Origin of the sequence: Spiroplasma endosymbiont of Zeiraphera isertana (genome assembly GCF_964030805.1) — a bacterium.
In the GTDB taxonomy this organism is placed as follows: domain Bacteria; phylum Bacillota_I; class Bacilli_A; order Mycoplasmatales; family VBWQ01; genus Spiroplasma_E.
The window spans coordinates 725,555-738,584 of record NZ_OZ034965.1; the positions used below are offsets into that span (position 1 = coordinate 725,555).

23 protein-coding genes and 2 pseudogenes are annotated in these 13,030 nt (G+C 23.1%); 16 read left to right on the top strand and 9 right to left on the bottom strand.

What is annotated here, in order from left to right; all coding sequences use genetic code 4:
* Positions 1-34 precede the first annotated feature (34 nt).
* The 7 genes from AAHM78_RS04990 (at position 35) to AAHM78_RS05010 (ending at position 2,728) form a co-directional block, all read left to right on the top strand.
* Positions 35-427 carry a transposase family protein gene (locus AAHM78_RS04990; protein ID WP_342252838.1) on the top strand — a complete coding sequence of 131 codons (393 nt, stop codon included), beginning with the start codon at positions 35-37 and terminating at the stop codon, positions 425-427.
* 59 nt (positions 428-486) lie between these two features.
* Entirely contained in the window at positions 487-852 is a 366-nt protein-coding gene (locus tag AAHM78_RS04995; RefSeq protein WP_342255039.1) for a transposase family protein, read from the top strand.
* A gap of 193 nt (positions 853-1,045) precedes the next feature.
* Complete coding sequence (locus tag AAHM78_RS05000; RefSeq protein ID WP_342254571.1) at positions 1,046-1,327, top strand: hypothetical protein; 282 nt, start codon at positions 1,046-1,048, stop codon at positions 1,325-1,327.
* The gene (locus AAHM78_RS16755; RefSeq protein ID WP_425289765.1) at positions 1,317-1,436 is read left to right on the top strand and encodes a UPF0758 domain-containing protein; all 120 of its coding nucleotides are present in this window, start codon (positions 1,317-1,319) and stop codon (positions 1,434-1,436) included. The genes AAHM78_RS05000 and AAHM78_RS16755 overlap by 11 nt, the downstream gene beginning before the upstream one ends.
* A gap of 84 nt (positions 1,437-1,520) precedes the next feature.
* Positions 1,521-1,922, top strand: coding sequence for a JAB domain-containing protein (locus AAHM78_RS05005; protein ID WP_342254572.1), 402 nt, complete (start codon positions 1,521-1,523; stop codon positions 1,920-1,922).
* Positions 1,858-2,010 carry a JAB domain-containing protein gene (locus tag AAHM78_RS16760; RefSeq protein WP_425289766.1) on the top strand — a complete coding sequence of 51 codons (153 nt, stop codon included), beginning with the start codon at positions 1,858-1,860 and terminating at the stop codon, positions 2,008-2,010. The genes AAHM78_RS05005 and AAHM78_RS16760 overlap by 65 nt, the downstream gene beginning before the upstream one ends.
* 118 nt (positions 2,011-2,128) lie before the next feature.
* On the top strand, positions 2,129-2,728 hold the full coding sequence (locus AAHM78_RS05010; protein ID WP_342254573.1) for a LemA family protein: 600 nt from the start codon (positions 2,129-2,131) through the stop codon (positions 2,726-2,728).
* A 123-nt stretch (positions 2,729-2,851) separates the two neighbouring features.
* On the opposite strand, the gene AAHM78_RS05015 is transcribed toward AAHM78_RS05010, so the two are convergent.
* From AAHM78_RS05015 to AAHM78_RS05025, 3 genes are all read right to left on the bottom strand, one after another.
* Positions 2,852-3,673: an IS1595 family transposase gene (locus tag AAHM78_RS05015; protein ID WP_342254574.1), complete on the bottom strand. Its 822-nt coding sequence runs from the start codon at positions 3,671-3,673 to the stop codon at positions 2,852-2,854.
* A 216-nt stretch (positions 3,674-3,889) separates the two neighbouring features.
* Entirely contained in the window at positions 3,890-4,606 is a 717-nt protein-coding gene (locus AAHM78_RS05020; protein ID WP_342254575.1) for an IS1595 family transposase, read from the bottom strand.
* A 376-nt stretch (positions 4,607-4,982) separates the two neighbouring features.
* The gene (locus AAHM78_RS05025; protein ID WP_342254576.1) at positions 4,983-5,927 is read right to left on the bottom strand and encodes an IS30 family transposase; all 945 of its coding nucleotides are present in this window, start codon (positions 5,925-5,927) and stop codon (positions 4,983-4,985) included.
* Positions 5,928-5,985: 58 nt separating this feature from the next.
* Between AAHM78_RS05025 and AAHM78_RS05030 the strand changes: the two genes are divergently transcribed.
* From AAHM78_RS05030 to AAHM78_RS05045, 5 genes are all read left to right on the top strand, one after another.
* Positions 5,986-6,765 carry a hypothetical protein gene (locus tag AAHM78_RS05030; protein WP_342254577.1) on the top strand — a complete coding sequence of 260 codons (780 nt, stop codon included), beginning with the start codon at positions 5,986-5,988 and terminating at the stop codon, positions 6,763-6,765.
* A 190-nt stretch (positions 6,766-6,955) separates the two neighbouring features.
* Entirely contained in the window at positions 6,956-7,081 is a 126-nt protein-coding gene (locus tag AAHM78_RS16765) for an IS1/IS1595 family N-terminal zinc-binding domain-containing protein (RefSeq protein ID WP_425289789.1), read from the top strand.
* A 67-nt stretch (positions 7,082-7,148) separates the two neighbouring features.
* On the top strand, positions 7,149-7,541 hold the full coding sequence (locus AAHM78_RS05035) for a transposase family protein (protein WP_342252923.1): 393 nt from the start codon (positions 7,149-7,151) through the stop codon (positions 7,539-7,541).
* Between the two features lie 59 nt (positions 7,542-7,600).
* A complete protein-coding gene (locus tag AAHM78_RS05040) occupies positions 7,601-7,966 on the top strand; it encodes a transposase family protein (protein WP_342254962.1) in 366 nt (121 codons plus the stop codon).
* A gap of 2 nt (positions 7,967-7,968) precedes the next feature.
* The gene (locus AAHM78_RS05045) at positions 7,969-8,673 is read left to right on the top strand and encodes an IS1595 family transposase (protein WP_342254014.1); all 705 of its coding nucleotides are present in this window, start codon (positions 7,969-7,971) and stop codon (positions 8,671-8,673) included.
* Positions 8,674-8,915: 242 nt separating this feature from the next.
* Here the strand turns inward: AAHM78_RS05045 and AAHM78_RS16770 are convergent.
* From AAHM78_RS16770 to AAHM78_RS05055, 3 genes and pseudogenes are all read right to left on the bottom strand, one after another.
* Positions 8,916-9,098: pseudogene (locus AAHM78_RS16770) on the bottom strand (transposase family protein); the annotation flags it as partial.
* Positions 9,099-9,113: 15 nt separating this feature from the next.
* Entirely contained in the window at positions 9,114-9,290 is a 177-nt protein-coding gene (locus tag AAHM78_RS05050) for a hypothetical protein (protein ID WP_342255040.1), read from the bottom strand.
* Positions 9,291-9,340: 50 nt separating this feature from the next.
* Positions 9,341-9,733, bottom strand: coding sequence for a transposase family protein (locus tag AAHM78_RS05055; RefSeq protein WP_342252835.1), 393 nt, complete (start codon positions 9,731-9,733; stop codon positions 9,341-9,343).
* A gap of 397 nt (positions 9,734-10,130) precedes the next feature.
* On the opposite strand from AAHM78_RS05055, the gene AAHM78_RS05060 reads away from it, so the two are divergent.
* Positions 10,131-10,328 carry a hypothetical protein gene (locus AAHM78_RS05060; protein ID WP_342254578.1) on the top strand — a complete coding sequence of 66 codons (198 nt, stop codon included), beginning with the start codon at positions 10,131-10,133 and terminating at the stop codon, positions 10,326-10,328.
* Between the two features lie 218 nt (positions 10,329-10,546).
* Positions 10,547-10,762 carry an ATP-binding cassette domain-containing protein gene (locus AAHM78_RS05065; protein WP_342255041.1) on the top strand — a complete coding sequence of 72 codons (216 nt, stop codon included), beginning with the start codon at positions 10,547-10,549 and terminating at the stop codon, positions 10,760-10,762.
* On the opposite strand, the pseudogene AAHM78_RS16775 reads toward AAHM78_RS05065, so the two are convergent.
* Positions 10,710-10,853 (bottom strand): annotated as a pseudogene (locus tag AAHM78_RS16775) (IS3 family transposase); the annotation flags it as partial. The gene AAHM78_RS05065 and the pseudogene AAHM78_RS16775 sit on opposite strands and share 53 nt — an antisense overlap.
* Before the next feature lie 80 nt (positions 10,854-10,933).
* Between AAHM78_RS16775 and AAHM78_RS05070 the strand changes: the two are divergent.
* Together AAHM78_RS05070 and AAHM78_RS05075 are read left to right on the top strand one after the other, a co-directional pair.
* Entirely contained in the window at positions 10,934-11,617 is a 684-nt protein-coding gene (locus AAHM78_RS05070; protein WP_342254579.1) for an IS1/IS1595 family N-terminal zinc-binding domain-containing protein, read from the top strand.
* Positions 11,618-11,632: 15 nt separating this feature from the next.
* Positions 11,633-11,893 (top strand): hypothetical protein, encoded by a 261-nt coding sequence (locus AAHM78_RS05075; RefSeq protein ID WP_342254580.1) that lies wholly within the window; start codon positions 11,633-11,635, stop codon positions 11,891-11,893.
* Positions 11,894-11,911: 18 nt separating this feature from the next.
* Here AAHM78_RS05075 and AAHM78_RS05080 read toward each other — a convergent pair whose 3' ends face one another.
* Together AAHM78_RS05080 and AAHM78_RS05085 are read right to left on the bottom strand one after the other, a co-directional pair.
* Positions 11,912-12,685 (bottom strand): IS3 family transposase, encoded by a 774-nt coding sequence (locus AAHM78_RS05080; RefSeq protein WP_342254581.1) that lies wholly within the window; start codon positions 12,683-12,685, stop codon positions 11,912-11,914.
* A gap of 41 nt (positions 12,686-12,726) precedes the next feature.
* The gene (locus tag AAHM78_RS05085; protein ID WP_342254582.1) at positions 12,727-13,005 is read right to left on the bottom strand and encodes a transposase; all 279 of its coding nucleotides are present in this window, start codon (positions 13,003-13,005) and stop codon (positions 12,727-12,729) included.
* Between the last annotated feature and the right edge of the window lie 25 nt (positions 13,006-13,030).

Below are 13,030 nucleotides of genomic sequence, written 5' to 3' on the forward strand. Positions count from 1 at the left end.
ACGATTATTATTAATATTAAAGGTGATAGTTATTATGTTGAAAAAATATAAAGATGATCAAGAATTTTATAGTTTAGTCGGCATAAAGCCACAAACATTTTATAAAATGCTTGAAATTTTAAAAATTGCTGAGTCTAAACAAAAATATTGTGGTGGTAGAAAAAATAAAATTGTAATTGAAGAGCGTTTATTAATGACTTTAGAATATTGAAAAGACTATAGTAGTTATAGAGTTATTGCAAAAAGATATAATATTAGTCATACTAGTTGCATTCGTAATATTTTTTGAATTGAAAATATTTTAATAAAAAGCGGAATTTTTAATTTACCTGGAAAAAAAGATTTAACAAAAAATAAAGGTACTAATAATAATTTGTTAGCTATTGATGCTACTGAAACTCCAATTGAAAGAATTAAAAAAAACTAAAATTAATTTTTTCAGGTAAAAAGAAACATCATTCTCTCAAATCCCAAATAATTATTGATATTTCCAATGGAAAAATTATTTCAACTGCTTTTTGTTTTGGAAGCATTCATGATTTTAAATTGCTTCTAAAATCCAAAACTTTTATTCATCCAGAAAAACAAGTTTTTGTTGATTCAGGTTATCAAGGTATACAAAATATTCATAAAAATACATTTTTGCCATTTAAAAAAAGTAAATACAATCAATTAACACCAATTCAAAAAGAATACAATAAAACTTTAAGTAAAATTAGAATTAAAATTGAACACGTATTGGCTAAACTAAAACGTTTTAAAATTTTAATTTTAAAATATCGCAATAAAATACGAAGATTTGCATTAAGATTTAATTTAATAGCAGGAATATATAATTTTGAATTACCTTAGTTTTGCACCAAGTCTATTATATGGAGAAAAAATTTGTTGATATTTTTTCAATTACTTATTGAAAAAATATCAACAAAAGTTAAAATTTTTAAATATAATTTAGAAAATCCTATTACTTTTTTTAAAACTTATAAAATTTAAAAAGGAAAAAACTATTTTTTAAATAAAAATAAGTTTTAGAGGGTTGATAAATATGATTTTAGAAGATTTAGAACCAATGACTGATCAAGAGTGTCAGGCAGTTAGTGGTGGTTTTGCTCAATTTTTAATGGGTGCCATGTTAGCGGGGATAGCAATTCCTGTTATTAAAAATTTATGAAATAGTGTTTCGGGAAGTATTAAGTTACCAGGTGGTATTGAAAGTAAATGAGATATTTCTAAAGATGATAGTAAAGATTTAACAAAAATTAAAGATGAATTTAATAAATTTCAAGAAAAATTAACACATTTAATACCGCCTTTTTATGAATTTTAAAGAACTTAATAATACAAAAAAACCAAGAGAAAAAGCCATTAAATATGGCTTTTACGCTCTTAGTGATAATGAATTATTAGCAATTATTTTGCGAACAGGAACTAAATAAAAAAATATATTATTTTTAGCGCAAGAAATAATTACTAATTTTAATGGTCTTGAAAATTTAAATAAAGTAACTATTAAATCTTTGATGAGTATTAAAGGTATTGGTGTTAGTAAGGCTTTAGAAATTTTAAGTTGTTTAGAAATAGTAAAAAGAATAAGAACTATTGAAAGTCAAAAAAAATATTTTAAAATTATTATTCCCGAAGATGTTTTTAATTTAGTTAATGCATATTATCAAAATTTAACGCAAGAACATTTTTATTTATTATTATTAAATAATCAAAATAAATTAATTCATCAAAATTTATTATATAAGGGTACTAATGATACTATGAAAATTGATGTTAAAGATATGTTGCATCTGGCACTTATTCATAAATCAACTAAAGTAATTTGTATTCATAATCATCCTAGTGGTAATAGTGAACCCTCACTATCTGATTTATATATCACCGAAGAAATTAAAAAAAAATTTTCAGGTTTTTAATATTACCTTAGTTGATCATATGATTATTGGCAAAGGTAATTATTTTAGTATAAATTTAAATAAAAACTTAAAAAAATACATTACTTAAATTTAAAAATATAGTAAAATTATTATGGTTTAGTGTGTAAATAATATTTAACTTACCAAGAATGGACTAGTTATTAAACATAGTTTGTTATTAGATATTGATAAGAAAGGAGAAAATTATGTCAACAATTAAACCAAGCAATGAATCATTTACTGCCCAACCGTCACTATTTGGAAAAATTATGGTTTATTTATCTTTTGTTTTAATATTTCCAATAATTTTATTTATTGTTTCTCGTAATAATTTTCTAAGATTACAACAATCAATTGAAGAAACTGCTTCTGATATTGATGTGCAATTAAAGCGTCGTTTTGATTTATTAACAAAATTAGTAGATGCTACTAAAGGTTATATGAAATTTGAAAAAAGTACATTAACAGATGTTGTATCTTTACGAAGTGGAAAAATGGAAACAATGAGTGATCTTTCAAAAGCAGATAGTGGACTTAATGCAGCTTTTGGAAAATTTAATGCTTTATTAGAAAATTATCCTGATTTAAAAGCAAATACTACTGTTTTACAATTACAATCAGGTGCCAAAGATTGTGAAGATAATATTGCTGCTGCTAGAAGATTTTATAATGCTAATGTTAATGTGTTCAATAGTAAAATTAAAACCTTTCCAAGTAATGTTGTAGCATCAACATTAAATTTAGTTTCAAAAGATTACTTTCTTGCATCAGATAGCGATCGTCAAGATATTAAAATTGATTTATAAAATTAAATTTATTTTTGAAAATATATTTAAATTAGTTATGGCTTTTCTCCCTTTATGTACTATTTTTAAATTTTATCACATAAATGCTGAGAAAAGCCTATCTACGGACTTCTCCCCGCATTTTTAAATCAAACATAACATTACAGTTTCAAAACTAGGTATATTGTTGAATTTATATGCCGATTCTTTTGCATATAAATGAACATGATGTTTTTCAACTTTGATATGTGTTTTAAATGTTCGTCTGATGTGCTTTCATGCCGATTCAATCTGGTTTATGTTTACACCAGTTTTTGAAACATAACCATCTTGATGGTTAACTGTTTCATGCTTAGTGAAAACTGATTTAAAATGGCGATATCCTTTTCAAGAATCAGTATGTACATCACACTTTGAAGAAATGTGGTTTCTTGCAAATTGCAAAAGATTTTTTTGATTTGCATTTTTCAACACTTTCACAATTAAATTATTGGTTGTTTTTTCATAAATCCCAACAATCAAAGTTTTATTTTTTAAGGATCTTCCTTGTTTTTTAAAACCCATATGTGAAAGATACATTTCATCCATTTGCACTATGCCCTCAACAATGAATTGAGGTTCTTGTTTTGCAATTGCACTTCGGATTTTATGACCCATTCTTCAAGCAGTTTTCAAAGTTACTCCCAATTCTTTTGCAACATCAGTTGATGGAATTCCATGTTTGGTGTTTATTCATCTAAAGATGAGATAAAACCAAGATGTCAAAGGTGTTTGTGACTTGTAAAAAATGGTGTCATGAAGAATACTAAATGTTTGATGACATTTCAAACATCTTATTCTTCTTAAATCAGAAGTATTCAAATTTGTTCAAGAACACCCCATACATTTGTTTTCCTTCAAACTTGCTATATATTTCAAACAATCTTTTTCTGTTTGAAATATATTGTTGAACTCATTCAATTTCATTGTTTCCTCCACAAGTACATGCGGGGAGAAGTCCGTTAGTTATTTACCCCTTTCTTTAGACAAATAAATTGTTTTGAATAAACATTTATGATTTGTTTAAAGAAAGGATATTTTATTTAAAATTAAAATTGGCTTTTATCCCTTTATGTACTATTTTTAAATTTTATCACATAAATGGAGATAAAAGCCTACCTAGGAAATTATCCCCGCATGTATTTAAATCAAACACAAAATTACAGTTTCAAAACTAGGTATGTTATTGAATTTATATGCTGATTCTTTTGCATATAAATGAATATTGTGCTTTGAAACTCTTATGTGTGTTCGGAAAGTTCGTCGGATGTGCTTTCATGCTGATTCAATCTGGTTTGTGTTTACACCTGTTGGTGACACATACCCAACTTCATGATTTGCGATTTCATGTTTGGGATAGAAGTTTTTGAAACTTACATATCCCTTCCAAGAATCCGTAAATAGACAGCACTCAGTAAAAATGTGTTTCAATGCAAATCTTAAAAGGTTTTTTTCATCTGCATTTTTCAGCACCTTAACAATTAGTTTGTTGCTGGTTTTCTCATAAACTCCAACAATCAAAGTTTTATTCAACAAGGATCTTCCTTGTTTTTTAAAACCTAAATGTGAAAGATACATTTCATCCATCTGTGCTGTGCCATCAACAATGAAACCTGCATCTTGATTTCCAATTCTAGTCCTGATTTCATGACACATTCTTCAAGCTGTTTTATAGGTCACACCCAATTCCCTTGCAACATCGGTTGCTGGTATGCCATGCTTTGTGTTTATTCATCTAAAGATGAGATAAAACCAAGATGTCATTTGGGTCTGTGACTTATAAAAAATGGTTCCATAAAGAATACTAAATGTTTGGTTACAGTTCAAACATCGTATTCTTCTCAAATCAGAAGAATTCAAACTAGAAGAAGCACACCTGATGCATTTCATTATTTTCAACTTCGCTATATATTTCAAACAATCGTTTTCAGTTTGAAATATGCTGTTGAATTCATTTCAATTCATTTTTTCCTCCACACTAGTACATGCGGGGATAATTTCCTTAAAATTTATATTAATTAGATTTAATTCTTTTATTATTTATTTCATTTTTTATTTAAGAAAAATTATATTTTGGTATAATCTAACTCATTAAGTAAGTTCTTAATAAATATTAAAGAAAGTAGTAAAGTAATATAAATATTTTTTTTCAAATTTTTTCAAATTTTTCTTTTTTAATTTTTTTATTATGAATTTTTTTGTTTCCTGAGTTGTAAATATAAATGGGACAGTTTTTTTAAAATAATTGTATTAAATCTATTGGTCTTTTATAAGAGAGCGATTTTCTGGGTGTAGAATTAATTTGAAATGCTATAAAATTTAAATCTTTTTGTTTATATGAAGATAGATCTGTAGATTTTGGTAAATATCTTCTTAAAATACCATTATTATTTTCATTTAAACCCCTTTGGCAAGGTTTACCAGGATCTGCAAAATAAATTTTGACATTACAAATTTTTTCGATTAATCTTCATTTACTAAATTCTTTACCACGATCAAAAGTAATGGTTTTAACTGTTCCTTTTTGTAACTTTGAAATAAATTTTATTATACTTTTCGTAATATTTTCTGATTTATGATTTTTAGTTACTAAAGGAATTGTGGTTTTTGATCATATATCAGCCAAAGTAATAATAGAACTTTTATGATCTTTGCCAATGATAGTATCACCTTCTAAATGACCAAATTCTTGTATATTTTTAATATTAGGAATGATTAAATTTCTTTCATGAATAGACTTACAATTATTAATTTTGCCCCTAGTTTCTTTTTGTTTGTGAGATTTATTTTTGCCTTTTCTCAATAAGTTATTTTCATCAAAACCCATTCGATTTGTTTTAAACATGTTATATAAAGTTTTTGTTGAAATACTTTTTATTTTATTTTCCTTTAAAAAGTTAGCAATTATATCAAGAGCATACTTTTTAGTAATTAACAAATGATTAATACTATTAATTTCTGTTAAATTTAAAATTATTAATTTTCTGCCTGCATTTTGTTTATTTTTTTGAAATTGATTCAATATTTCTAATGGCAATAAGTTTTTATTTAATAATCTACAAACTCTATATACGGTTGATTTACTATAATCAACAATTTTTGCTATTTTACGAATCGAAAATCCATAATTTTTATATTCTTTTATTGCTATTATTGATTCAATACTCAGATACTTATACATTGCGCTAATTCCTTTCTTTTCTTAATTATAGAACTAACACAATTTAATTTTTATATAAGTGTCCTTTTTAATTTTACAATTAAAGTTTGCATATTTATTTTTTAAAATTATTAAAAATAAATTAGTTATTAATTATAAAATATTAAATTTTCAAAGAAAACATGTTTTTGGTAATATTAGTTATCAAAAGATTTTTTATTTATTATTATTAATGTTTTTATTAACGCAAGTTTTACCATACAATATTGTTTTTAATAATAGTTTACAAGTTACTCAAGTTTATCGTTTTCAAAATTTTATGATGTTAAATTATTTCATTTCTATTTTTACACTTTTAACTTTTTATTTTTTTATTTTTAGTTTCTTTTTAGGAATTAATAATAATATGGAAAAAAAATATACTTTACAATTTATTAGTTTTTTGTTTCTTTTTATAAATTTATTTTTCAATTTAGTTGCTATTCCTAATCAAACATTGAATTTATTAAATGCTATTAATATTTTTTCTGTTATTCCTTTTATTTTTATATATATTTTAGTTTTTCGTTTATTTTTAAATCTTTTTAAATGTTTTTTTACTTTTAGTATTACGCAAATAATTAAGTTAACTTTATTTATTTTTAATTATCAAGGTATTAAAGCTATCTTCATTAATAATGAAAATAAAATTAATATTTTAGTTTTTTTAAAACAATTATGAAGTATATTTTTATTACTTGCCGAAAATGAAGAAAACTATACTTTGTTGTTAAATACTACTACTAATAGTAGTAATTCAAAATTATTAGTTTCTGATATTTCTTTTAATTTTCACAAAAAATCTTGATATTACTTTTAATTTAAAATTAAAAGTAATATTTTTATATCAGGGGTGATTTTTTGTTACTAATAATGAATTAATTGATGTTTTAAAAAACAAAAAAGATGAAGAATTTATAAAAATTATTAGACATTTTAAAAATAGAATTAAACAAATTGAGAAAAAAGAAAAATTAGATGCAATTGATAAAAAATTTAAAGAAAAAGGAATTCAATGTCCAAATTGTAAATCTTATTGATGTGTAAAAAATGGTTTTAAGAATAATAAGCAAAAATATTTATGCAAAGATTGTAAAAGTAGCTTTGATGCTTTAAGAAATCATTTTTTACATTAGACTTGGTGCAAAACCTTTAATTTTAACAATTTAACGATTATTATTAATATTAAAGGTGATAGTTATTATGTTGAAAAAATATAAAGATGATCAAGAATTTTATAGTTTAGTCGGCATAAAGCCACAAACATTTTATAAAATGTTTGAAATTTTAAAAATTGCTGAGTCTAAACAAAAATATTATGGTGGTAGAAAAAATAAAATTGTAATTGAAGAGCGTTTATTAATGACTTTAGAATATTGAAAAGACTATAGTAGTTATAGAGTTATTGCAAAAAGATATAATATTAGTCATACTAGTTGCATTCGTAATATTTTTTGAATTGAAAATATTTTAATAAAAAGCGGAATTTTTAATTTACCTGGAAAAAAAGATTTAACAAAAAATAAAGGTACTAATAATAATTTGTTAGCTATTGATGCTACTGAAACTCCAATTGAAAGAATTAAAAAAAACTAAAATTACTTTTTTCAGGTAAAAAGAAACATCATTCTCTCAAATCCCAAATAATTATTGATATTTCCAATGGAAAAATTATTTCAACTGCTTTTTGTTTTGGAAGCATTCATGATTTTAAATTGCTTCTAAAATCTAAAACTTTTATTCATCCAGAAAAACAAGTTTTTGTTGATTCAGTTTATCAAGGTATACAAAATATTCATAAAAATACATTTTTGCCATTTAAAAAAAGTAAATACAATCAATTAACACCAATTCAAAAAGAATACAATAAAACTTTAAGTAAAATTAGAATTAAAATTGAACACGTATTTGCTAAACTAAAACGTTTTAAAATTTTAAGTTTAAAATATCGCAATAAAATACGAAGATTTGCATTAAGATTTAATTTAATAGCAGGAATATATAATTTTGAATTACCTTAGTTTTGCACCAAGTCTATTGAAGTCATTTATCTCATGAACAATGAGATTGAATAATTTGATTGTCATTGTTAGGTCAATCTGCTTATACTATTTCTCAATTTGCTAAAATTTCAAAAACATCAGCATGATTTAATCGTCAAAAATTTATGAAATCATCACAATTAGCAAAAACACAAAAACCATTCACAAAATTAAAAGGTAGAATTGAAATTGATGAAACTTTTATCAAAGAAATTCATAAAGGAAATTTCAAAAATCCAGATGATCCAAGAAAAAAATGAATTGAAGAAAATGCTAAAGATTTAAACTGTTGTATTGAAATGGCAATTGATGAAAATAAAAATATTTATGCTCAAACAACAAATACTAAAAGATTAACAAAAAAATGAGTACAAGAAAATTTAACATCTAAGCTTATCGAAGAAAAATCAATTATAGTTTGTGATATGCAAATACTATATGATACAGTAGCTAAACAAACAAAATGTACTCTCAAGAAATTTAAATCAAAAGAAAATAAAGAATTAAATTATAAAAATTTAAGTAATATCAGTAAAATACAATCAAGTTTAAAAGAATTTATTACTCATTATCATGGCATTGGATTTACCAATATTCAAAATTACCTCAATTTATGAAAATTTAAATACCAACATTATAAAATATCACCTTATGCAAAATCTGAAGCATTATATTTCGGTTTGTAAAAAAAATAAATCCCAAAATTAAATAAAATCAAATTTTAGGCCAGGTTGATGATTTTTTTTATTTCATCAAGAGTTTTTTTGAAAATTAAAAGATATTTCTATAATCAATTCTAAAGTTATTAAAAGAAACATAAGTTTTAATAGTAAAAATAAAAAGGTTTTTTTAAAAGATAAAATTTTAAAAGACTATATAGTTGTTAATGGTTGAAAAATGAGTTTAATTCATTAGACTTGGTGCAAAACTAAGGTAATTCAAAATTATATATTCCCGCTATTAAATTAAATCTTAATGCAAATCTTCGTATTTTATTGCGATATTTTAAACTTAAAATTTTAAAACGTTTTAGTTTAGCAAATACGTGTTCAATTTTAATTCTAATTTTACTTAAAGTTTTATTGTATTCTTTTTGAATTGGTGTTAATTGATTGTATTTACTTTTTTAAAATGGCAAAAATGTATTTTTATGAATATTTTGTATACCTTGATAACCCGAATCAACAAAAACTTGTTTTTCTGGATGAATAAAAGTTTTAGATTTTAGAAGCAATTTAAAATCATGAATGCTTCCAAAACAAAAAGCAGTTGAAATAATTTTTCCATCGGAAATATCAATAATTATTTGGGATTTGAGAGAATGATGTTTCTTTTTACCTGAAAAAAGTAATTTTAGTTTTTTTTAATTCTTTCAATTGGAGTTTCAGTAGCATCAATAGCTAACAAATTATTATTAGTACCTTTATTTTTTGTTAAATCTTTTTTTCCAGGTAAATTAAAAATTCCGCTTTTTATTAAAATATTTTCAATTCAAAAAATATTACGAATGCAACTAGTATGACTAATATTATATCTTTTTGCAATAACTCTATAACTACTATAGTCTTTTCAATATTCTAAAGTCATTAATAAACGCTCTTCAATTACAATTTTATTTTTTCTACCACCATAATATTTTTGTTTAGACTCAGCAATTTTTAAAATTTCAAGCATTTTATAAAATGTTTGTGGCTTTATGCCGACTAAACTATAAAATTCTTGATCATCTTTATATTTTTTCAACATAATAACTATCACCTTTAATATTAATAATAATCGTTAAATTGTTAAAATTAAAGGTTTGGCACCAAGTCTAATAAATTTAAAACATAATACATATAATAAAAATTAATTTCATTTTACAATTAGTAAAAAAAATATAGTGATGAAAATAAGTACGTTCTTATTAAAATATTTAGTAAGTAAACAATTGATTTGTATTTTTACAAAAACGTAAAATACCATTTTAAAATACTAAAAATATTATTTGTTAAAAAATAAATATTTTTAGAATAGTCTTAATTTTAAAAACCACAAAACGCCATTATATCCTTACAAATAATTATCAATAATTATATTTTAAAAGTGCATTAAATAAAAAAATAATTAAATATTTTATTCAAAAGCAAAGGAGAAAATAAATATGTGTGTATGAAATTTTTTAGAAAATGTTGCTAAGTATACAAAAGATGATGCTACTACTACTGGTGGTACTCCAATGTTAAGTATGTTAATAGTATTTATTTTGGTAGTTGGTGCTTTAAGTTTATTAATATTCATTATATATAAAGTCATAAAAAAAATTAGATCAAAGTCAAAAAATAATAAAAAAGAATTTTAAATTCAAAAAAGAAAGGATTTTTTAAATATGTTAAAAAATTTTAAAAATGTCGTTAAAGAAAAAAATTCATATTTTTAATACTAATTATGTTGTTAATGATAATCGTGAGTATTCTGAATATGCTATTGAAATTGGAAATTTAACAAAAAAACTTCAAAAAATTTGTTGCAGTAGATAATGCCATAATTACTGTTCCAAAAGGAACTATTCATGGTTTTATTGGACCAAATGGTTCAGGTAAAACAACTACTATCAAGTGTTTAGTAAGTGCAATGTTAGTAACTAAAGGTGAATTACTTATTTATGGAAAAAATGCTTGAAGTGTTGCTGCCAAGAAACATATTGGTTACATTCCTGAAGCAGCAAAATTTCCACGAAGAGTTAGTACTTATGAATTGGAATGGCAACCTTTTTTAGGACTATTTTTTTGGTAGACATTTGTTTTTGATAATTAACTGGAGTTAGGTAGTTTAAAGTGCTATGAATTCGTATGTTGTTATATCAATTGATATAATCAAATAATTCTTTTAATTTTCACAAAAAATCTTGATATTACTTTTAATTTTAAATTAAAAGTAATATTTTTATATCAGGGGTGATTTTTTGTGACTAATAACGAATTAATTGATGTTTTAAAAAACAAAAAAGATGAAGAATTTATAAAAATTATTAGACATTTTAAAAATAGAATTAAACAAATTGAAAAAAAAGAAAAATTAGATGCAATTGATAAAAAATTTAAAGAAAAAGGAATTCAATGTCCAAATTGTAAATCTTATTGATGTGTAAAAAATGGTTTTAAGAATAATAAGCAAAAATATTTATGCAAAGATTGTAAAAGTAGCTTTGATGCTTTAAGAAATCATTTTTTACATTGAAGTCATTTATCTCATGAACAATGAGATTGAATAATTTGATTGTCATTGTTAGGTCAATCTGCTTATACTATTTCTCAATTTGCTAAAATTTCAAAAACATCAGCATGATTTAATCGTCAAAAATTTATGAAATCATCACAATTAGCAAAAACACAAAAACCATTCACAAAATTAAAAGGTAGAATTGAAATTGATGAAACTTTTATCAAAGAAATTCATAAAGGAAATTTCAAAAATCCAGATGATCCAAGAAAAAAATGAATTGAAGAAAATGCTAAAGATTTAAACTGTTGTATTGAAATGGCAATTGATGAAAATAAAAATATTTATGCTCAAACAACAAATACTAAAAGATTAACAAAAAAATGAGTACAAGAAAATTTAACATCTAAGCTTATCGAAGAAAAATAAATTATAGTTTGTGATATGCAAATACTATATGATACAGTAGCTAAACAAACAAAATGTACTTTCAAGAAATTTAAATCAAAAGAAAATAAAGAATTAAATTATAAAAATTTAAGTAATATCAGTAAAATACAATCAAGTTTAAAAGAATTTATTACTCATTATCATGGCATTGGATTTACCAATATTCAAAATTACCTCAATTTATGAAAATTTAAATACCAACATTATAAAATATCACCTTATGCAAAATCTGAAGCATTATATTTCAGTTTGTAAAAAAAATAAATCCCAAAATTAAATAAAATAAAATTTTAGGCCAGGTTGATGATTTTTTTTATTTCATCAAGAGTTTTTTTGAAAATTAAAAAATAATTCTAATTTTAATTGGATTAATGATGTAAAATTTTTATCATTAATAAATTCAGTTTTGAAAGTTTTAAAAGTTGCTTCAGCAACAGCATTGTCATAAGGACAACCTTTTTTGCTTAAAGAGCGAGTAATATTGAATGCTAGTAAAAGTTTATCAATAATTTTATTATTAAATTCATTACCTCGATCGCTATGAAATATTTGAATATCTTTTAAACAGCGATTTGATTGCATAAATGCTTCATATACTAATGATGCATCTTTTTTAGTGCCTACACTATGTCCAATAATTTCGCGGTTAAATAGGTCTATTAATAAACAAATATAGTTTCACTTACCATTTACTTGAACATAAGTTAAATCACTAACAATAACTTCATTTTTAATCCTATTCTTAAAGTTTCTATTAACAAGATTAGTTATTTGACTATCATTGACTTTATTATGATGATTTTTGTGTCTTAATTTAGTGTATTTTGATATTAAATTATGTTTATTCATAATTTTTTTAATTTTTCGTCTTGATAAATAAATTTCTTGGTTTTCTAATATGACTTTTAATCTTCTTGTGCCATAAATTTCTTTATTTTCTTTAAAAGCACTAATAACAGCTTCATCATACATATTATTTTGATTTTTTTCTTTTTTCTTGAAATTAAAATAATATGTTGATTTAGAGAGCTTTAAAAAACGACACATTGTACGAATTTTATATTTACATTTATTATTGATAATAATCTCTATTTTCTGCCTATTATTAGTGCTGCTTGCTTTAAAATATCATTTTCCATTCGTAACTGTTTTAATTCTTTTCTTAATTTAATTAATTCATTTTCTTCAACAGAACGATTATCTTTAGATTTAAAACTACCTGAATTAGTAAATTGCTTAATTCAATTATAAGTAGCTGCTCTTGTAACATTGTACTCTTTAGCAAGACAAGACACTGACTTACCACTTTGATATAAAGCTACTATTTGTTTCTTAAATGCGTAGGTATATGAGTTAATATTGGCCATAATTATAGTTCCTTTCTTTTAACTA